The 19,088-nt window shown below is 70.2% G+C and carries 22 protein-coding genes; 17 read left to right on the top strand and 5 right to left on the bottom strand.

Translation table 11 applies throughout. The features are described 5' to 3' along the window. Positions 1–14: 14 nt before the first annotated feature. Positions 15–1,031, bottom strand: coding sequence for a sensor histidine kinase (locus GRX01_RS01100; RefSeq protein WP_159662573.1), 1,017 nt, complete (start codon positions 1,029–1,031; stop codon positions 15–17). Positions 1,032–1,333: 302 nt separating this feature from the next. Between GRX01_RS01100 and GRX01_RS01095 the strand changes: the two genes are divergently transcribed. The 3 genes from GRX01_RS01095 (at position 1,334) to yqeC (ending at position 3,262) form a co-directional block, all read left to right on the top strand. Then, on the top strand, positions 1,334–1,855 hold the full coding sequence (locus tag GRX01_RS01095) for a redoxin domain-containing protein (RefSeq protein ID WP_159662571.1): 522 nt from the start codon (positions 1,334–1,336) through the stop codon (positions 1,853–1,855). Between the two features lie 184 nt (positions 1,856–2,039). Next, entirely contained in the window at positions 2,040–2,501 is a 462-nt protein-coding gene (locus GRX01_RS18715; protein WP_201289488.1) for a hypothetical protein, read from the top strand. 11 nt (positions 2,502–2,512) lie between these two features. Next, the gene (gene yqeC, locus GRX01_RS01090) at positions 2,513–3,262 is read left to right on the top strand and encodes a selenium cofactor biosynthesis protein YqeC (RefSeq protein WP_321167882.1); all 750 of its coding nucleotides are present in this window, start codon (positions 2,513–2,515) and stop codon (positions 3,260–3,262) included. Here the strand turns inward: yqeC and mobA are convergent, their stop codons facing one another. Next, the gene (mobA, locus tag GRX01_RS01085) at positions 3,263–3,982 is read right to left on the bottom strand and encodes a molybdenum cofactor guanylyltransferase (protein ID WP_159662569.1); all 720 of its coding nucleotides are present in this window, start codon (positions 3,980–3,982) and stop codon (positions 3,263–3,265) included. It lies immediately after the preceding gene. Positions 3,983–4,092: 110 nt separating this feature from the next. Here mobA and GRX01_RS01080 point away from each other — a divergent pair, with 110 nt between their 5' ends. From GRX01_RS01080 to GRX01_RS18705, 7 genes are all read left to right on the top strand, one after another. After that, positions 4,093–5,856 carry an aldehyde ferredoxin oxidoreductase family protein gene (locus tag GRX01_RS01080; RefSeq protein WP_159662567.1) on the top strand — a complete coding sequence of 588 codons (1,764 nt, stop codon included), beginning with the start codon at positions 4,093–4,095 and terminating at the stop codon, positions 5,854–5,856. An 11-nt stretch (positions 5,857–5,867) separates the two neighbouring features. Further along, positions 5,868–6,791, top strand: a complete 924-nt coding sequence (locus tag GRX01_RS01075) for a DUF7124 domain-containing protein (RefSeq protein ID WP_201289467.1) — start codon at positions 5,868–5,870, stop codon at positions 6,789–6,791. Positions 6,792–6,864: 73 nt separating this feature from the next. Then, the gene (locus GRX01_RS01070; protein ID WP_159662565.1) at positions 6,865–7,131 is read left to right on the top strand and encodes a hypothetical protein; all 267 of its coding nucleotides are present in this window, start codon (positions 6,865–6,867) and stop codon (positions 7,129–7,131) included. Positions 7,132–7,206: 75 nt separating this feature from the next. After that, the gene (locus tag GRX01_RS18710) at positions 7,207–7,344 is read left to right on the top strand and encodes a hypothetical protein (RefSeq protein ID WP_201289466.1); all 138 of its coding nucleotides are present in this window, start codon (positions 7,207–7,209) and stop codon (positions 7,342–7,344) included. Further along, the gene (locus tag GRX01_RS01065; RefSeq protein ID WP_159662563.1) at positions 7,344–7,691 is read left to right on the top strand and encodes a hypothetical protein; all 348 of its coding nucleotides are present in this window, start codon (positions 7,344–7,346) and stop codon (positions 7,689–7,691) included. The genes GRX01_RS18710 and GRX01_RS01065 overlap by 1 nt, the downstream gene beginning before the upstream one ends. Before the next feature lie 125 nt (positions 7,692–7,816). Continuing rightward, positions 7,817–7,984 carry a hypothetical protein gene (locus tag GRX01_RS01060; protein ID WP_159662561.1) on the top strand — a complete coding sequence of 56 codons (168 nt, stop codon included), beginning with the start codon at positions 7,817–7,819 and terminating at the stop codon, positions 7,982–7,984. Between the two features lie 107 nt (positions 7,985–8,091). Next, the gene (locus GRX01_RS18705; protein WP_201289465.1) at positions 8,092–8,247 is read left to right on the top strand and encodes a hypothetical protein; all 156 of its coding nucleotides are present in this window, start codon (positions 8,092–8,094) and stop codon (positions 8,245–8,247) included. Between the two features lie 61 nt (positions 8,248–8,308). Here GRX01_RS18705 and GRX01_RS01055 read toward each other — a convergent pair whose 3' ends face one another. Then, positions 8,309–9,502, bottom strand: a complete 1,194-nt coding sequence (locus tag GRX01_RS01055; protein ID WP_159662559.1) for a DUF7405 family protein — start codon at positions 9,500–9,502, stop codon at positions 8,309–8,311. 128 nt (positions 9,503–9,630) lie between these two features. On the opposite strand from GRX01_RS01055, the gene GRX01_RS01050 reads away from it, so the two are divergent. The 3 genes from GRX01_RS01050 to GRX01_RS01040 are packed head-to-tail and all read left to right on the top strand — an operon-like array spanning position 9,631 to position 10,379. Continuing rightward, positions 9,631–9,771, top strand: coding sequence for a hypothetical protein (locus GRX01_RS01050; RefSeq protein WP_159662557.1), 141 nt, complete (start codon positions 9,631–9,633; stop codon positions 9,769–9,771). Continuing rightward, the gene (locus tag GRX01_RS01045; RefSeq protein WP_201289464.1) at positions 9,764–10,084 is read left to right on the top strand and encodes a hypothetical protein; all 321 of its coding nucleotides are present in this window, start codon (positions 9,764–9,766) and stop codon (positions 10,082–10,084) included. The genes GRX01_RS01050 and GRX01_RS01045 overlap by 8 nt, the downstream gene beginning before the upstream one ends. Next, positions 10,077–10,379 carry a hypothetical protein gene (locus tag GRX01_RS01040; protein WP_159662555.1) on the top strand — a complete coding sequence of 101 codons (303 nt, stop codon included), beginning with the start codon at positions 10,077–10,079 and terminating at the stop codon, positions 10,377–10,379. Before GRX01_RS01045 ends, GRX01_RS01040 begins: the two co-directional genes overlap by 8 nt. 68 nt (positions 10,380–10,447) lie before the next feature. On the opposite strand, the gene GRX01_RS01035 is transcribed toward GRX01_RS01040, so the two are convergent. Then, the gene (locus GRX01_RS01035) at positions 10,448–11,080 is read right to left on the bottom strand and encodes a TorD/DmsD family molecular chaperone (protein WP_159662553.1); all 633 of its coding nucleotides are present in this window, start codon (positions 11,078–11,080) and stop codon (positions 10,448–10,450) included. 37 nt (positions 11,081–11,117) lie between these two features. Next, the gene (locus GRX01_RS01030) at positions 11,118–13,268 is read right to left on the bottom strand and encodes a hydrogenase iron-sulfur subunit (RefSeq protein WP_159662551.1); all 2,151 of its coding nucleotides are present in this window, start codon (positions 13,266–13,268) and stop codon (positions 11,118–11,120) included. 195 nt (positions 13,269–13,463) lie between these two features. Here GRX01_RS01030 and GRX01_RS01025 point away from each other — a divergent pair, with 195 nt between their 5' ends. The 4 genes from GRX01_RS01025 to GRX01_RS01010 are packed head-to-tail and all read left to right on the top strand — an operon-like array spanning position 13,464 to position 18,870. Beyond that, on the top strand, positions 13,464–16,733 hold the full coding sequence (locus GRX01_RS01025; protein WP_159662549.1) for a formate dehydrogenase subunit alpha: 3,270 nt from the start codon (positions 13,464–13,466) through the stop codon (positions 16,731–16,733). Between the two features lie 36 nt (positions 16,734–16,769). Continuing rightward, entirely contained in the window at positions 16,770–17,432 is a 663-nt protein-coding gene (locus tag GRX01_RS01020; protein WP_159663219.1) for a 4Fe-4S dicluster domain-containing protein, read from the top strand. Further along, positions 17,429–17,866: a hypothetical protein gene (locus GRX01_RS01015; protein ID WP_201289462.1), complete on the top strand. Its 438-nt coding sequence runs from the start codon at positions 17,429–17,431 to the stop codon at positions 17,864–17,866. Before GRX01_RS01020 ends, GRX01_RS01015 begins: the two co-directional genes overlap by 4 nt. Further along, positions 17,863–18,870: a cytochrome b/b6 domain-containing protein gene (locus tag GRX01_RS01010; protein ID WP_159662547.1), complete on the top strand. Its 1,008-nt coding sequence runs from the start codon at positions 17,863–17,865 to the stop codon at positions 18,868–18,870. The genes GRX01_RS01015 and GRX01_RS01010 overlap by 4 nt, the downstream gene beginning before the upstream one ends. Positions 18,871–19,088: the final 218 nt, after the last annotated feature.

The raw sequence follows: 19,088 nt of genomic DNA, 5'->3' as shown, positions 1-19,088 counted from the left end.
CTCCCATCGGGGTCCTATTCGGCGACGAACTCGACCCCGTCGATATCGAATCGTGCGCCGCCGTCGGAACCCTCCGTGACCCGTATCGTCCACCCGTGTCCGGTGACGATCTGTTGGACGATACTCAGCCCGAACCCGGTTCCCCGCTCGTCGGTGGTGTATCCCGTCTCGAAGACGCGATCGCGCTTGCCCGGCGGAATTCCCGGTCCGGTGTCGGCCACGTGGAACCCGTCCGAACCGACACCGACAGTCACGTGGGTGTCTGGCCCGGCGTGTTCGATCGCGTTCCGGAAGAGGTTCTCGAACAGCTGCAGGAGGCGCGACTCGTCGGCCACGAGCCGAGGGTTCCCGTCGGGCGTGTCCAGAACCGCCTCCGGGGTGTCCACGTTGCGCCACGCCTCCTCCGCGACAGCCCCTATCGAAACCGGCGCCGTCTCGCCCACCTCGCTGTCGCTCTGTGCGAGTTCCAACAGTTCGGAGATCAGCACGGCCATCCGGTCGAGCGCGTTGTCGACGAGCCGCAACTCGTCCCGGTCGACGTCCTCGCGGAGGAGGTCGAGATACCCCTGCGCGACGTTCAACGGGTTCCGGAGGTCGTGAGAGACGACGCTCGCGAAGTCCTCGAGCCGTTCGTTCTGGCGTGCGACCTCGCGTTCCCTGTCCCTCCGCTCCGAGATGTCCTTGATCGTCCCGAAGTGGTAGGCGGTGCCGTCGATCGACCGCCGCGTCGTGACCGTCGCGACGGGGACCTCGCTGTCGTTGTACGCGTGTATCGTCTCGTCCGTCCGCGTCTCGTCGTCGGCGAACGAGGTCCAGTACGAGTCGAACTTGCTCGCCTCGATCCCCGGAACGACCTCCCACAGCGACGTTCCGACCAGTTCCGCCGGTTCGACGCCGAACAGATCGGCGTACGACTGGTTGACGTAGACGTATCGTCCGTCCCGTCCGTAGACCCCGACGCCCACGCCGACGGATTCGACCAACTCGGCGAGGAACTCGGGCGAGAGATCCGCCGGGGCATCGGATGTCATACTGTCCGGATACGCGATCTGCCGATAAAGTCTTGATCCAGCAACTACTGCCCCTTCTGACACGAATTGACACCCGCGAACGCCCGGTGTAGTCGGGTGATCCCACGGCCGGGCTCCCCGTCGACGAGCGGTGAGCGCCCGTACCGCACCGTCGAACGGCGGCACGCGACGTCGGACCGGAACGAGCCCGTTCGCCGGACTTCCGGGATCGGTTCCCGTTCGAGCACGCCGGCGGCACCGACACGGCCGACCGAACCACCACGGCACGAAAGGTTTAGCCGCCGGCCACACACCACACCGATATGCTCGAAATAGGCGACGACGCCCCCGACGTGACCGCACCGATGGCGACGCCCGAGGCCGCACGGGAGACCGACCGCGGCTCCTACACCGGCGACGACGTGCGGGAGTTCTCGCTGTCGGACCCCCTCGAGGACGGTCCGGTCGTCCTCGCGTTCTATCCGGGCGTGTTCTCCCGCACCTGTACGCGGGAGCTGTGTGAACTGCGCGACTGGAAGGCGGACCTCGCGGACCTGGACGCGCCGCTGTACGGCGTCAGCGTCGACTCGCCGTGGTCGTTGCTGGCGTTCATCGACGAGTACGACCTCCAGTACCCGCTCGTCTCGGGGTTCAACAACGACGTGATCGACGACTTCGGCGTGCGCCGCGAGGACTCGATCATGCGGGGCATCGCGAACCGCGCGGTGTTCGTCGTCGCGCCCGACGGCACCGTGACGTACACCTGGAAGGCGACGGAGCCGCTGACGTTCCCCGACACCGACGAGGTCGAGGCGGCGGTCGCGGAGGCGGCCGGGACGAAGTAGCCGTCCGTCGTCGCGGATCCGGTTCTCCCCGGCGCCGCTCTCGCTCCCGCCGCCCTCGGCGCTCTCACCCCTGCCGCGCCGTTCCCTCCTCGAATCCGGCCCACCCTGCCCAACCCCGGCGCAGCCGTGACCGCGGCGGCGACGGGCGAAAGATTTGTTTTCGGGGCCCGAGTACCCGCGGACGATGCCCTCCACCACGCGCGGATACGGACGTCTCGACAGACAGATCGTGCTGGCGCTCGCGGCCGGTGTCGTCGCGGGCCTGTTCGCCGTCGGACAGGGACTCGCCACGACGCTGATCGACCTCTCCCGCGACACCGTCTGGCTGCTCACCGCCGCCGCCGCGCTGTCGGCGCTGGCGAGCGCGGTCGCGGGCGGCGCCGCGGGCTACGCCGCCGGAATGGGCGACACCGGGACCGGAACGGTCCTGCGGACCGCCGCCGTGTTCGCCGGCGTGGCGGTGCTCGCCTTCGCCGGCGCCACCGTCGCGTTCGGCCTCCTCGGCTCGGACACGACGACCGGCCCGCCGCTGGTGGCGGCCGCGGGCGTCGCCGAGCGGACGGTCCCGTTCGTCGCCGGCGGCGTCGCGGGCGCCGCGCTCTCGCTGGCCCGTGGCGCAAGCTACTCGGCCGCCGACCCGAACTGACGGACGTGACCATCGAACCGGAGGACGCCCTCCCGACCGAGGGGCTCGTCTGCGTCGTCGGCGCCGGCGGCAAGAAGACGACCCTGTACACGCTCGCGAACCGCCTCGACCGCGCGGTCGTCACCGCGACGGTCCGCATCCCCATCTTCGACGACCACGTCGCGCGCGTCGCGGTGACCGAGGACCCGGTGGACGCGCTGGCGGCCGTCGACCGCGACGGCGACGCCGCCGACTGGCCGCTCGGGCTCGTCCCCGAGCGGGAGCGCGACGACCGCTACCTCGGCTACGAGGTCGACGTCGTCGACGACCTCGCGGCCGCCCACGACGGCCCGGTGCTCGTGAAGGCCGACGGCGCGCGGATGCGCGAGTTCAAGGCGCCCGACGACCGCGAGCCGCAGGTGCCCGCGAGCGCCGACGCGGTCGTGCCGATCGCCTCCGCCCACGCGGTCGGCGAACCGCTGACCGAGGAACGCGTCCACCGTCCCGAGCGCGTGGCATCGATCGCAGGGATCGACGAGGGCGAGCGGATCACCCCCGAGGCGGTCGGCCGCGTGCTCGCCTCCCCCGAGGGCGGATTGAAGGACGTCCCACCGGACGCTGAGGTCGTCGCGCTGGTGAACAAGGTGGACGACGCCGACGACGAGGCCGTCGCACGGGAGGTCGCCGCTGCGGCGTTCGAGGCCGACGGGGCGGGTCGGCTCGACCGCGTGGTGCTCGCGGCGCTCGGCGAGGGGCGGATCGTCGACGTGATCGAGGCGTAGCTACCGTCGGGCGAACGCCTCGGCGGCCGCCTCGAACTCCTCGCGGGTGTTGAGGTTCTCGAAGCTCCGGTCGTCGACGCCCAGCGCCGCGAGGTCGTCGGCGCCGACCGTCTCGTACTCTAACTCGAACAGCGGCGCGATCACCTTGCGGTCGCCGCGCGCGAGCGCGTCGTCGCAGGCGTCGGCCATCGCCCCGGCGCGGTACACCGCGTGGGTGGTCTGGAACCACTCGTCGTCGACGCGGGGGACGACAGCGTCGGGCGAGTCGCCCCCGTCGTCTCCTTGGTCGCCCTCGTCGTCCCCCGCGTCGCCCTCGCCGTCCCCGTCGAGGCGGTCGAACAGCGCCGCCACGAGGGCGGGGTCGACGAACGGCATGTCGCAGGCGACGACGAACGCGGCAGCGTCGCGTCCGTCGGCCGTGCCGTCGTCGTCCGCCCACGCCTCCGCCGCCCGGAGGCCGGTACGGATGCCGGCGGTCGGTCCCTCGTCCGGCTCGGGGTCTTCGGCGTAGCGGACTGGGTTCGGATATCCGGCCATCGCGTCCTCGATGGCCTCGCGCTGGTCGCTCCGGCAGTTGACGACCAGTCGGTCGGTCGCGTCGGCGACCCGGTCGGCGACGCGGCGGATCATCGGCGTGCCGGCCAGATCGGCGACGGCCTTGTCGCGGTCGCCGAAGCGGGTCGAGCGCCCGCCGGCGACGACGACGGCGTACCGTGACATGCCCGGAGGTGGGCGGCGCCGTGTGAAAACGCCTGCGGGCGCGCCGCTCGATCCAGCGCGGCTCGCCCACTGGCAAACCCTTATCGGCGTCGACCGTTTCCGGGGTGACGATGACACGGACCCGGGTGCTTCGCGTCGACCTCTCGGCCGGGACCGTCGGGTTCGAGCCGGTGCCCGCGGAGTGGCGACGCCGCTACCTCGGCGGCAAGGGGCTCGGCGCGCGATACCTGTACGAGGAGCTGTCTCCCGGGGCCGACCCCCGCGGTCCCGAGAACCTCCTCGGGTTCGTGCTCGGCCCGCTGTCGGGCGCGCTCCCGGGCGAGTCGCGCTACGCCGCGGTGACGAAGTCGCCGCTGACGGGCGCGTTCCTCGACTCCTATTCCGGGGGAACGTTCCCCGACCGGCTCGCGGGGTCGCTGCCCGACTGTCTCGGCGTGTTGGTGACGGGCGCGGCCGAGGAGCCGACCGCGCTCGTCGTCGGCGACGGCGAGCCCCGGCTCGAACCGGCGGGCGACCTCGCGGGCGCGGACACGGTCGTCACCGCGGAGGCGTATCCCGACGCGGCGGTCGCGTGCGTCGGCCCCGCCGGCGAGAGCGAGGTCGCGTACGCGACGATCGCGTCCGACGCCGGCGACCACCACGCGGGTCGCGGCGGCGCTGGCGCGGTGATGGGCTCGAAGAACCTCAAGGCGGTCGTCGCCCGCGGCGACCCGCCGGACGTGCCCGACGAGCTCGCGGCGCTGCGCGAGACGTACGCCGACGCGTTCGCGGCCGACGACGCCGGCAAGTGGCAGACCGCGGGCGAGACGCTGGAGTCGATCGACTTCGCGGCCGAGGTGGGCGTGCTGCCCGCGAACGGCTGGCGCGACACCGCCAACGAGGTCGACGGGATCGGGATCGAGGCGGCCACCGAGGCGGCCGCCGGCCGCGAGCATCCCGAGGAGGACGTGCCCGGCGGCTTCCGCGTCGAGACCGACGACGGCGAGACGGTTCCCCGCGGCGCCGCCCCGATGACGCTCGGGGCGGGGCTGGGGATGGACGACTTCGACGCCGTCGCGGCGCTGGGCGAGGCGTGCGACCGCCTCGGCGTCGACGTGATCACCGCCGGCAACGCCGTCGCGTGGGCGGTGCGCGCCGGCGAGGCGGACTTCGACTTCGGCGACGAGGCGGGCGCGCGCGACCTCATCGAACGGATCGCTCGCCGTGACGACGGCGACGACCTCGCCGACGCGCTCGCGGAGGGCGTCGACGCTGCCGCCGAGCGATACGGCGGCGACGAGTACGTGCCCACGGTGAAGTCGATGGAGCTCCCCGCCTACGACCCCCGGGGCGCGCTCGGGATGGCGCTGGCGTACGCGACCGCCGACCGCGGCGGCTGTCACCGCCGCGCGCGACCCATCGAGGAGGAGGTGTTCCGGGAGGACTGGGACACCGCCCGCCGCGTCGAGGCGGTCGTCGGCGCCCAGAACGCCCGCGCGGTGCTGTGGAGCCTCGTCGTCGACGACTTCGCCGGCGAGACGCTGTGGGACGATCTGGGCGCGGAGTGGCTCGACGCGCTCGGCGTCCCGCACGACGACCTCCGCCGCGTCGGCGACCGCGTGTGGACGCTCGTTCGGCTGTTCAACGCCCGCGAGGGGTTCGACCGCGGCGACGACACCCTCCCGCCCCAGTTCGCCGAGCCGCTCCCGGCCGGGGACGCGCCCGCGGCCGGCCGCGCCGTCGACGGCGAGGCGTTCGAGCGGCTGCTCGACGCCTACTACGCCGCCCGCGGGTGGAACGACCGGGGGATCCCGACGGCCGAACGCTGCGAGGCGCTGGAGCTCCCGAGCGACGCGCTCGACCGATGCACCGACCGCCCGCGAGCGGACGACTGACTCCACCAGCGATGCCAGACAAGATCGACCTCGACGAACTCGACGTACAGCCCGACGACGACGAGCGACCCAACCGCGGCGACTGGTTCTGGGACGACGACGGCGGCGACCCGGCCGGGGGAGCCGACGCGGACGAGGGAGCCGATCCGGCCGCGACCGACGACGGAGACGCGACCGACGACGACGCCGGGTCCGCCGGCGACGCCGCCGCCGGCTCCGCTCCGAACGACGGCGCCGACACGGCGGACTCGACCGACGGGTGGCGCTCGGGCGCCGCTCGCGCGGACGAGTTAGGCGCGAACGAGCCGGAGCCGACGGAGTACGACGACGACCTCGGCGCGGATCTGGAGTCGTCGACGCCGCGAGTGCCGTACGCGGACGACGACAAGCCCGTCGGCATTCCCCGCGAGGGCGGGGGCGGCGGCGGCGTCCCGGCCGACGCGCGCGACGAGGAGACCCAGGAACAGCCCGAGGCGACGGGCCCCCACGGCGAGACGAAGAGCGAGATGACGATGGCGCTGTCGTACCGGGCGATCCGGTCGCTGTCGAACCTCCACGCCGCGCTCGCGGACGCCGAGACGTGGACCGACTACGTCGGCATCGTCGGCGACGTGGACGCCCACGTCATCAACAAGTACCAGCGGGACAACCGGCTGGATCTGGACTTCTTCAACGGCACCGGCACCGGCCCGAGCGAGCGCCTCGAGGAGGTCGGCCCGAACTCGATGTTCCACGCCGAACGGATGGTGCTGGTCGGCGTCGAGTCGGCGGGCGAGCGCGCGTGGGCCGAGCGCGCCGGCTGGGAGTTCGTCCCGCTCGCGGAGGCCGCAGAGGCGTCGGGTTGGGCGGTCGACGGCGACGTGGACGCCACCGGCGACGACACCGTCGGCGACGCGGACGCTGTCGACGGCGGCGACGACACCGACCCGGGGTGAGCGGAGCGCCCCCGGGGTTCTTCGCCGGCGAACGGAGGTACACTTTTTGCGATCCACGTGCGACGCTATCGCTATGGGACTCCGAAACGCGGTCTCGCAGAGCTGGGTGCTGACCGCGATGGTCACCGGGATCGGGCTGTGGTGCGCGTACATCGCCGTCCAGACCTTCGCCACGATCGAGAACTTCTGGGCGTTCTCCGGCTCGTACGTCGGAACGAACGTCGTCGGCGGGCTCGCGGGCGTCCTGGTGTTGGCCGCGATCGTCGCGCTGCTGTTCGTCTACCTCGGCGAACTCGGCGAGTCCGACCCCGCGCCGCGGGCGTGGCCGCCCGAGGAGTAGCGCCGCGCCGCGACTGTCGGCGGAGCCGATCGTTCGAGGGACAAGGCTAACACGTCGGATTCCGTTCGTTCGTTCATGCAGTACGAGTGCGTCGACTGCGGCACGATGACGCGCGTCGGCTCCCCCGAGGAGGAGGTCCGCCGGGAGTGTCCGGTGTGTGAGACGGTGACGCTGTGGGAACCGGCCTTCGAGGGACAGGGGGTGTCGTTCTGATGGCCGTCTCCTTCGAGCCGAGCGACCGGCTCCTCGAGGCCGCGGGCGAGTGGGCCGACCAGCGCATGATGGAGGACGACCGAGCGCTGGAGGTGAAGGTCGAACAGGCGCTGTTGGAGATCGAACACCTCGTCTCCGGCGCCACGGAGGTCACCTTCGAACTCGAGGACGGGGGCGAGCGTGTTCGGTTCTCCCCGAGCGACGACCTCGAGACGTTCCTCGAGCGCCAGTCCGAGGAGTCCGGGCTGCCGGTCGAGCGGCTGCTGAGACTCCATGTCGACCTGTTCTCGAACGTGTTCCTCGACGAGGACGCCGAGCGCCCGCCGAACGCGCCGCCGACCGAGTAGCGGCCAGACACCGCGCGTTCACGAGTCGTGCGAGCGTGCTGACGCCTCCGTCGGTTCCCGGTCGTCGGGAACCAGCCCGCCCCGGTTTTTCACTGCCGCCCATAGACTCACGTGGGTGAAGACTGATGCCGGCAACCACGACTGCGACCGACCCGCTCGCTCGATTGGACCGGATCGGAACCGAGACGGAGGCGATCGTCGTCGCCCTCCTCGCGGCGGGGATCGCCGGCCACGTCGCGCTCGGCATCGCCGCGCTCACGTTCCTCGCGGGGGTGCTTCCGGCGCTGCTGTGACCTCGATCGGCGCGTGACCGGGCGAGACGTTCGCGTATCGACACGTCCGCGCGACGTCGGGCCGCGACGGGACAACAGTTAACTTCTCGAATCCTGATCCGGGATACATGGCAACGGAGGACACCGGCTGGCGACCGAAGGGCGGACTGGAGGAGTACAAGGGCCACAAGGTCTGGGAGTACGAGAGCGGCCCCCACGAGGAGAACCGCCGCGAGAGCGAGGGCGAGGTCGAGGTCGACGGCGCCGTCGCCGACGACGAGTAGCCGCCGAAGGACCGGCGCCTCCGGTCGTCCCGCCGCGCTGCTTGCACGTTCTCTCCGCGGATCAGGTGATCGTGAGCGGGAACGCCCGCTTCTCCCGCGGCGGGACGACGAAGTTGGCCCGCGACTCGGTGCTGATGAACTCGAGGATCCCGTTGTTCTCGCGGTCCGTGATGTCGGGGTGGTCGTCCCGGAGGTACCAACCGTTCATCGACTTCCGCGTCCGCCGGAAGTGCTCGAGCTCGCGCTGGTAGCTGAGGAAGTGGACGCCCGTGCGTCCGTCGTCGACGGTGTTGAAGTCCCGACGGAGCACCAGCGGCTCGCCGTCACGTCGGACGCGCGCGACCTTCTCGTGGTGCCCGACGCTGCCGTGGTCGCGAGCGTGCTCGCGCACCGCGTCGGCGAACGGCACGTCCGTCCCGAGGTCCGCCACGTCCTCGCCGGTGAAGTCGGGCGAGAACATCTTCCCGATCCGGCTCCCCTGGTCGAAGGAGAACCACGACGGGAGGTCGAACGTGATGTGCGAGAGGTGGGCGGTGGTGCCGCCGGCCAGCGGGCCGTCCTCGATGGCGACGCGGTCCTCGCTCGCCTGCGATCCCTCCCGGCCCGAGAAGAAGCCCGAGAACATCGGCGCGTCCGCCTCCAGCCCTTCCACGTCCACGTGCTCGGCGGGCAGTCCCTCGCCGAGGAAGCCGGTCCGCCGGTCACGGCGACGGAACACGCCGTCGAGGGTGTGCTCGACCGGCTCGCCGTTCAGCTCGTCGCGCGAGCCGAACAGCGCGCTCTCGGCCGCCGGGAGGTGCGACTGCACGTCCGATTCGAGGACGAGCATCGCGTCGAACCGTTGGAGCGCCTCGTCGTCGGTGCGGGTGAGCACTTCGGGGTGTTCGATGGGCACGCGGCCGAGCGCGCCGTTGTCGTCGAAGTACGTCGACCCCCACGCGAGCGCGTGAAACAGCCCGTCGGGTGCCCAGTCGTACGCCGACTCGACGGTCCGGAGCGCGCGCTCGACGGCCTCGGCGGCCTCCTCGGAGGGCTCGCGCTTCAAGTCCAACAGGAGGATTCGTCGGTGGCGCGCCTGCAGCTCGTTGCCGTCGGCGTCGCGACGGAGTACGTCGTTCTGTGCGAACTGTCTGCTCGGGACCGAGTGCGGGTTGGCGTCGAGCGGGAGTCCGGGCGGCGCGCCGGTCGTGCAGCCGGCGACGCCGATCCCGGCCGCGACCGCGAGCTTCCCCAGCATGCTCCGTCGTGACGGCATTCTATGACGTGTCACGGCTCACGCGGGCAAAAGCGTTCGGTCGCCACGGACTCGGGCAACGGGCGGCGTCGGCGGCCGTCGGTCCCGACACAAACGCTTTGAGTCCGCGGACCGAGCGATCTCTCATCATGGGCGGAACACACGCGAACCTCCCGCTCGCGCTCGGCCCCGCGTTCGTCGTCCTCGGCGTCGGCGTCCTCGTCCTCGCGCTGGCGACGTACGACGCGTACCGATCGTACGACGCGGCGGGGGGTGGCGTCGATGAGTAGCCCGACCGCGCCCGCCGAGGGCGGCGCCCGTTCGGGGGAGGTCGCCGACGGCGCGGGCGACGACCGCGGTCGACTCGCCGGCGCGCTGTACTGGGTGCGGGTCGGCGCGTACACGCTCGCGTCGCTGCTCGCGCTCTCGTTGCTCATGGTGGGCACCGTGGCCGTCATCGCGGAGGTCAAGGGAACCTGGCACTGGGCGATCCACCTCGAGTCGACGATCAGCTACATGGGCATCCTGATGGGGGGACTGCTCGCGCTGTTGGTCCCGCTGCTCCTCGTCTCGCTGACCGCGCGGGTGGTGTACGATGTCTGACCGCCTCCTCGGCGGGGCCGATCGGCTCTCCGGCGCGTGGCTCGCGCGGGCGTTCGCGGGGCTGTCGGTGCTCGGACTCGTCCTCTCGGTCGCGGGCGTCGCGGCGATGGCGATCGCCGCCGAGTCGATCGGGCGGAAGACCTGGGGCGCGTACTTCGCGATGGAGCGGGCGATGGCGATCGGCACCCCCGTCGTCGTCGTCTTCGCGGGGCTGTCGGTGCTGGGCGGGTTCGCGGTCGTGTACACGACGGGCGTCTCCGACGGCGCGTCGGCGGGACGCCCGTCGGACGACTGAGGCGTCGCGGGCACACGATCGGAGAACCGAGAACCGAGAACCGCGTCGCGCGTCGAATCCGATCGCTCTTACGCCATCTGTGCGACGATCTCGTCCTCGAACTCCACGAGCCCCGCGAGGATCTCCGCGGCCGCCAGGAACAGGGGTTCGTCCGTCTCCTCGTGAACCTCGGCGACGGCGTCGTCGACCCACGTCATGAGGTGGTTGTCGAGGAACACGCGCTCGTAGCCGAACGTCTCGTCCCGTCCCTCGCGCTGCTTGGTGACGAGCCACCGCAGGAACGCGAGCTCGACGGCGACGAAGTCGTTCTCCTCGGGGTACTCCTCGGGCGGCGTCCACCCGGCGGCGCCGTAGCTGGCCTCGACCTCCGCGAGCCCCTCGCCGATGAACTCCGTGTCCTCGCGGTAGTTCGTCTCGTGCAGCAGGACCGGCGGGCGCGGGCCGACGAACACCTCGGTGTACTTCCGGCGAAGCTCGGTGTGGAGCTCCTCGACGTCGTCGCCCTCGTGGGCGTCGACGAACGCCCGGACGTGTTCGAACCCGGCGTCGAGGTGGTCGTTGACGCTGTCCTCGGGGGTTCGCATGTCGCCCGAGAGGAGATGCGAGAGGAACTCCTCGGTCGGCGCGTCGTGGAACACCTCGATACAGAAGTCGATCAGTTCGATCCGGGCGTCGTAGACGGCGAGTTCGTCGGTGCTCATGGTGTCTGTGTGGGGTGGGGGAGTGGGCGGTCGGCCCTCAACGGTTGTCGAACAGCAACTGCGCGCGGCAGTCGCCGCAGTACTCGAAGACGCTGTGATCGGAGTCGGGCGCGATCCCCTCGACGAGGCCGCCGACCTCCGACTGGATGTGTTCGGCGGAGGCCGCCGAGGTGAACGGGTCGCCGCAGCGGGCGCACTCCAGCATCTCGCCGTCGTGAACCGTCTCCCAGCGCGGGTCGTCGTCGGCGACGGCGCCCTCGCCGGCCGTCCGGTTCTCGGGGAGGCGCGAGAGGTCCAATCCCTGCTCCATCGTGATCGCGGTCTCGGGGCAGCCCTCCTCACAGAGCTCGCAGTTGACGCAGTCCTCGTGGTTGAACTGGAGGTTCCCGTCGTCGGTCCGCCGGATGGCGTCCGTCGGGCACAGCGTCGAACACGTCGGCGTGAGGTTGCAGGCGTCGGAGACGGACATCACGCCGAAGTCCTTCAGTCCGCGGATGGTCTCGCGCTCGGGCTCGGCGAACTCCAGGATCCGTCGCACCGACTCGAGCGTCCAGTCGTGGCTGTTGAACGCGGGGTTGGGCTTGTCCTCGCGGACGACGCCCGTCGCGCGGTGCTCGCCCTCGGGGACGGGCGTCGGGTCCAGCGTCAGCTCCGTGAAGCGACCCAGCTCCTCGGCGAACGCGCCGGGTTCGTGCGGGTCGGGCGCGAAGAACCCGACGCGCTCGCCCAGCCCGAGATCGCTCGTCGCGCGGTTGAGCCGCTCGACGAGTTCCGCCTTCGGGTCCGGGCCGGAGTGGAGACACGAGCCCCCGCAGCCGACGATGGCGACGCCGGCCGCGCCCGCGGCGAGCGCGTGCATGACGTGTCCCTCGCCGACGGTGTCGGTGCAGTTCACCTCCACCGGAAGGACCGGCGGGTAGGTGATGTCCTCGCCGGCGGCCGCGCGCCGGCCGTACTCGTCGAGGGCCGCGGCGGCGCGCTCGTCGCAGGTGAACGCGACGACGGGGGTCTCGATGCCGTCGTCGCTCCCGGTGAACGGCCAGATGCCGCCCTCGTCGGTCTCGCGGCTGAGCAGCGCCTCGACCTCGCGGGCGATCCGCTCGTTCGACGGCTCCCGCAGCGACGTCGCGCCCGTCGGGCACGAGGAGGTGCACGCGCCGCAGTTCTCGCAGGCGGTCAGGTCGAACTCGACCTCGTCGACCGCCGGCCGGTCGACGGCGTCGTGCGGACAGGCGTCGACGCAGGCGGTACAGCCCTGCTGGCCGGAGTCGCCCGCGGCGCACACGTCCATCTGCAGATCGAGGTACTTCGGCTTCTCGACCCCGCCCAACAGCGACTCCACGGAGGCGATCGTTCCGGCGTCGACCGGGCCCGTGTAGTAGCCGATGCGGCCAGCCCGCGCGGTCGACGTACCCGCCGGGTCGACGACTTGGTCCGCGTCGAGGGTGTCCGTGACGCCCGACAGATCGATCGCGTCGGTCGGACAGCAGTCGGTCCACTCGCCCTCCGGGGCGTCCGGGTGGATGTCGACGGGGCGGCGCGTCACCATCCCGTCCGGGCCCTCCCTCACGCACTTCATACAGGAGATACAGTCGTCGGTGACGCGCGCCTCGACCTGCACCTCGAACTCACCGAACCCCCCATCGACGGCGACGAGGCGGCCACGCTCGACGCTAACGTCCGAGAGATCCGCGTCGGCGTCAGCGTACTCCGCGCCGTCCGCGAGAAGTGTCACCTCGGCGGAATCGGAGAGCGCGGCCGCGGTCTCGGCGTCGCCGACGACGAGCACCTGCTCGCCGGCCTCCCGCGAGACGGTGCGCGTGGCTGCCTCGTACTCGATGCCGGTTCTGCGGGCGTTGATCAGTCGCGCGGTCTTGTCGGTGGCGTCGTCGCGCTCGTGGACCCACCCGGCCCGCTCGCGGTGGTCGACGTAGGCGGCCGCGTCCGGGTGGAGTCCGTTGCGCTCGACCAGGTCGTCGAACTTCGACTTACAGCCGTCGTCGCAGGCGCCAACGATCAACTGGTCGAGGTCGTACTCGTCGATCAGTCCGTCGACGGCCGGAAGCGCGTCCCGGCACAGCTGCTCCGATGACGCGACCACGTCGACATCGCGGACCCCGTCGCGGACCGACTCCAGGTCCACGTCGCAGGTCCCCCCGCACGAACAGACGAATGCCCCGACGTTCATCGTCGGAGCCAACGGGGTGGCGCCTATATACCTTGCGCAGGGGGATCGTGGGACAGCCGTGTTCCGGGTGATCTTTCCGGTTATTTTAGGAGGGCCGAAAAAATCCAGTCACGATCGTAGCGAAGATTAAAGGAGGTCGATTACGTGCACCGTGACGATAGCCCACCAACCAGTGGTGAATGTCAACATAACACAATGAGCACGGAACCGGTCTCACTGGACCTAGACAGACGGTCGTTCATGAAGGCGAGCGCGTTGGCCGGCGCGGTCGCCCTCGGTGGCGGCGGCGCCGGACAGGCGCTGGCGCAGAGCGACGACGGGGAAGAGGACGGAACGGACACAGATCACAACGAGCTGACGAAGACGATCTGCAACTACTGCTCGGTCGGCTGCGGCTTCCACGGCGAGAAGAAGGGCGACGCGTTCGTCGGCATGGAGCCGTGGGAGGAGCACCCGGTCAACAACGGATCGCTCTGCTCGAAGGGCGCCGGCATCTACGAGACGGAGCACTCCGAGCGGCGGCTGAAGTCGCCGATGCGGAAGGTCGACGGCGGCTGGGAGAAGCTCTCGTGGGACGAGGCGTACTCCACGGTCGCCGACGAGCTGACCCGGATCAAAGACGAGTACGGCGCCGACAGCACGATGTGGCTCGGGAGCGCGCACCACTCCAACGAGGAGGCGTACGCGTTCCGGAAGCTCGCGTCGCTGTGGGGCACGAACAACGTCGACCACCAGGCGCGGATCTGCCACTCGACGACGGTCGCCGGCCTCGCGAACACGTGGGGCTACGGGGCGATGACGAACTCGATCAACGATTATCGGAACTTCGATATGAACCTGATAATCGGGCAGAACCCCGCGGAGGCCCACCCGATCGCGATGCAGCACATCCTCGAGGGCCAGAAGCGCGGCGGGGACATCGTCGTCGTCGAGCCGCGGTTCACCAAGACCGCGGCCCACGCCGACTACTTCTACCGCCTCCGTCCCGGCACGGACGTGGCCCTCATGATGGGGGTCATCAAGCAGCTCCGCGACCGCGGCGAGCTGGACGACGACATGCTCGAGGGCCGCGTGCAGGCGTGGCCGGACGTCGAGGACGACCTCGACGACTACGACCTCGAGACGGTGTCGGACATCACGTGGCTCTCGACCGACGAGATCGAGGAGCTGACGGACCTCATCGTCGAGAACCAGCCGAAGATGCAGATCGAGTGGGCGATGGGCGGGACCCAGCACAACAACGGGACCCAGAACATCCGCTCGTACGCGATGCTCTCGCTGGGCGCCGGCGCGGCGGCCCAGTCCGGCGGCGGCCTGCAGGTCATGCGCGGGCACGCGAACGTCCAGGGTGCGACGGACCTGGCGGTCGCGAGCCACATCCTGCCGGGCTACTACTCGGTCGGTTCGCCCGGCTCGTGGCAGTACTGGTGTGACGTCTGGTCGCGCACGCCACAGACCTCGGGCACCATCGAGTTCGACGACCTGTACGAGGAGTACGGCGAGATGCCGGCGGAGAAGTACGTCCGGCAGTCCACGAACACCGAGAACGCCGACGAGATCGACGAGTCGTTCCCGGCGGAGAACTCGATGATGTTCCAGAAGGGCCTGACGGTGGCCCGCTGGTTCGACGCCGCGCTCCCCCAGGAGGAGCGGCTGAACGAGACGCCGATCTACCAGCCGAACGAGCTGAAGGCGGCGGTCGTGTGGGGACACTCGCTGAACTCCATCTCCGAGATGGAGAAACAGCGGAAGGCGATCGAGAACCTCGACCTGCTGGTCGTGGTGGACGTGTTCCCGTCGGTGGCGTCGGTGCTCGCCGACGTGGACCAGTCCGACACGGAGGTCGTCCTGCTCGCGGCATCCAGCCAGTACGAGCACTACCGCTCGCTGACGAACTCCCACCGCGCGACCCAGTGGTCCGAGCCGGTTCGCTCGCCGGGTCACAACTCCCGTCCGGACCTGCGGATCATGCAGGAGCTGGCGGGTCACCTCGGCATGGGCGAGCACTTCGACTGGGGCTCGGGTCCGGCGCTGTACAACGGCAAGTCGACGTACGAGTCGGTCATCCGAGAGTTCAACCTCGGCATGCGGACCATCGGCTACTGCCAGGACCCCGAGCGCCTCCAGCAGCACCTGGAGTACGACTACGCCTTCTCCACCGAGGACACGAAGGCGGACGCGCCCGGCACGCCCGTCGACGGCGAGTACTGGATGCTCCCGTGGCCGTGCTGGGGCGAGGGGCACCCGGGCACGCCGATCCTCTGGAACGACGACATGGACCCCCGCGACGGGGGACAGGACTTCCGCACCCGGTGGGGCGTGCAGGCGCCCACCCCCGAGGAGTGGGAGGAGATGGCGACCGACGAGCCGTACCCGATGCAGACGACGTACGACCAGCAGGGCGAGGAGGGCCTCAGCCTGCTGCGTGACTCCTACGAACCGGAGTGGTGGGACGGCACGATCGAGGGCGTTCCGCAGTACCCCGGCTTCGCGACGACGATGCCGGACGACCCGCACAACGCGGACGCGCTGACGCTCCCGTACGAGTACGCGCTCCGCGAGGACACGTCGGTCGCCGACACCGCCGAGGCGATGAACCAGAAGTACGACTGGGCCGACTACGACATGGACTTCTACGGCCAGTTCGACAACCCGCAGCCGGACGCGCCGACCGGGCGCGGCCGCGCCCGCGGCGTCGTCTGGAGCTTCCTCGACACGACGCCCGTCCACCGCGAGCCGATCGAGAGCCCGCGGCCGGACCTCGTCGAGCAGTGGCCGTCGAACGGCCAGCAGCGGAACTTCTACCGGCTGGACCAGAACAACTCGACGGTCCAGGAGGAGTCCATGCAGCGGCTCACCGACGCCGGCGCCTTCGACGAGCAGTCGGGCGACGCCGAGTGGACGATCCTCACGAGCGGTCGCCAGGTCGAACATCAGGGCGGCGGCTCCGAGACGCGTTCGAACAAACACACCGCCGACCTCCAGCCGCACATGTACGTGGAGATCAACCCCGACATGGCCGAGCGGCTGGGCATCGACGGCGGCGACCTCGTCGTCGCCTCGACGACCGACCGCGGCTCGATCCTGCTGAAGGCGCGCGTCACCCACCGTCCGAACGACAGCGAGACGTTCTTCCCGTTCCACTGGGGCGGGATGTTCAAGGGCGAGTCGCTGGAGGACCGCTATCCCGACGGCACCGTACCGTACGCCATCGGGGAGTCGGTGAACGCGATCACCTCCCGCGGCTACGACGTGGAGACGCAGATGCAGGAGACGAAGGCGTCGATGGTACGGATCCAGAAGGCGACGCCCTCGGTGGTCGAGGAGCTGTCGATGCGGCCCGTCGAGGAGGACGGCCTCGCCGACAACGTCGTCGACATCGAGTCCTACGAGTTCCCGCAGGACCGGGACGGCTTCGGCCGGCAGAAGGACTTCGACGTCCGCGACAGCAGCACGGTGCAGTGATTCCCAATGGCAACTAACGAAACCAGCAAGCAGGTGATGGGTCAGGGGGTGATGAGCACCGGCGACGATGCTCGGATCTTCCCGGACGTGGAAGCCTGCATCGACTGCGGCGGGTGCGTCGTCGCGTGCAAGCGCACGTGGGACGTGCCCAGGGACGAACAGCGCATCAGCATCTCGACGATGCTGGAGGGACAGCCGGCGGAGCCGATGGAGCGGTACAACACCAACAGCGGGGGCGCGCTCGGGCAGGAGGACGCCTCGCCCGGCGAGACGGCGATCCCGATGCAGTGCTACCACTGCGAGGAGGCGCCGTGCGTCTCCGTGTGCCCGACGGACTCGTTGATCAAGAAGGACAACGGGTTCGTCGACGTGCGCGACAACCTCTGTGTCGGCTGCCAGTACTGCCTGTCCGCGTGTCCGTTCGGCGCGCCGCAGTTCCCCGGCTCCGACGAGGGTGCCGCGCGGCTGTTCGGCAACGGCGGCACGATGGACAAGTGTACGATGTGCGAGGAGCGTCAGGACGTCGGCAAGGGGCCCGCCTGCGCCGAGGAGTGCGCGACCGACGCGCTGCTCGTGGGTGACGCCGAGGAGATCTCCAACGAGCTCGACCGGCGCGGCTCCGACTCGTTCTTCAACGACGTCGCGATGGAGATCATCTTCGGCGAGGACGCCGACGAGTTCGAGGGGAGCAACGCATGAGCTACCGAGAGCACCTTCCGGAGACCAAGGGCTACCCGCGGACGGCGATCGCGATCAACGCGGTCGTCGCGCTCGCGGTGACGGCGCTGATCCTGTGGTGGGCCGCGGACTTCGCGGTGTTCTACGAGGAGCTGTTCCGCATCCAGCCCGTCGCCGAGGGCGCCAACGCCGGCGTCGGGTCCGACTGGACCTCCGGGAACCAGATCGCCTGGCTCGACTTCCTGATCGCGATCACGCACGCGGCCGACGTGATCATGGGCGTGTTCATCCTGTTCATGGTGTTCCTCCACTGGGGCGCGTTCCGCCGGCTCGCCGGCCGGATGCGCCAGCCGGGGGACTCGGACTCCAGCGCCGTCGCCGCGGACGGCGGGCGCGTGGCCGACGACGCGGCGGACGACGACTCCGCCGCGACCGACGGAGGTGAGAGCCGATGACGCAACTCGACCACGGGAAGTTCAGCAAGATGACGACCACGTTCCACACGCTGCTGGCGCTGGACGTGTTCGTGCTGTTCTTCTCGGGCTACAGCCTCATGTTCAACGACGAGCTGTGGTGGATGGTGAACCTCATGGGCGGCGCCCAGGGGGTCTCCGCCGTCCACCGCATCGCGGGCGGCGGACTGCTCGCGCTCATCGTCTTCTGGATGCTGATGATGCTGACGACCGACACCGGTCGCGGCAACTTCCGGGAGATCCTGCCGTCGAAGGGCGACTTCGACGCGTTCATCCAGGACGTGCAGTTCCTCCTGGGGAACGCCGACGAGCGCCACCCGAACGCCCGCCAGTTCGCGGGCGGCACGGCCGACGAGATCCCGCTGCTCACCTACATCGGCAAGGGCGTCGTGTTCATCTTCGCGATCGAACTGACGCTGCTGACCATCTCGGGGATCCTCATCTGGTCGAAGACGGGCGTGATGGAGATCATGGCGACGAAGACCGCCGCCGCGGCGTTCGTCACGTTCCACGGCCTGCTGGGCGTCATCATGCTGATGGGGGTCATGTTCCACATCTTCGAACACGGCTTCCACCCGGCGCTGTACCCGGTCGAGGTGAAGGCGTTCATCCCGAAGTCGATGATCCCCGAGGACCACGACGACGACACCGAGGGAACGGGCATCGAGCTGCTCGAGCTCGCTCCCTCCTGGAACATGGCGTCGACGGTCGTCGGCGCGATGACCGTGATCGGCATCGTATCGGTTCTGCTCGGCAGCCTGTTCGACGAGGGGTACCCCGTGCCGCGTGAGATCGCCATCGGCGGGGGCCCGACCGACATCCTGCTGACCGTCGGCATCAACATGGGCATGTTCGTGCTGCTGCTCGGACTCGTCCTGCAGATGTACGGCAACCTCCTGCGCGTCCGCTGGCAGAAGCAGCTGGAGCAGGAGGCGTCGGAGCCGACGACCGCCGCCGACGGCGGACACGTCGAGTCCGACGACTGAGGCGGGCATCGGCCCGCGCCGCACGGACTCTTCCTCCTCCTCTCCTCTTCCACTTCCTCTTCCGCTTTCTTCCTCCGACGTCGAGAGCGGACTGAGTGCCCACGCCCCGGTCGTCGCGTCCGCCCCCGGAGGCGACGGGCGCGACGCTCGCGGCTGGCGAGTACTGGCTCAAGAAGGGGGAGTGTCGGATCCCGTTCGAGCGACCGATCGGGAACGGC

The sequence above is a fragment of the Halobaculum saliterrae genome (assembly GCF_009831625.1).
Taxonomy (GTDB): domain Archaea; phylum Halobacteriota; class Halobacteria; order Halobacteriales; family Haloferacaceae; genus Halobaculum; species Halobaculum saliterrae.
This window is presented reverse-complemented; position numbering and strand designations above follow the sequence as displayed.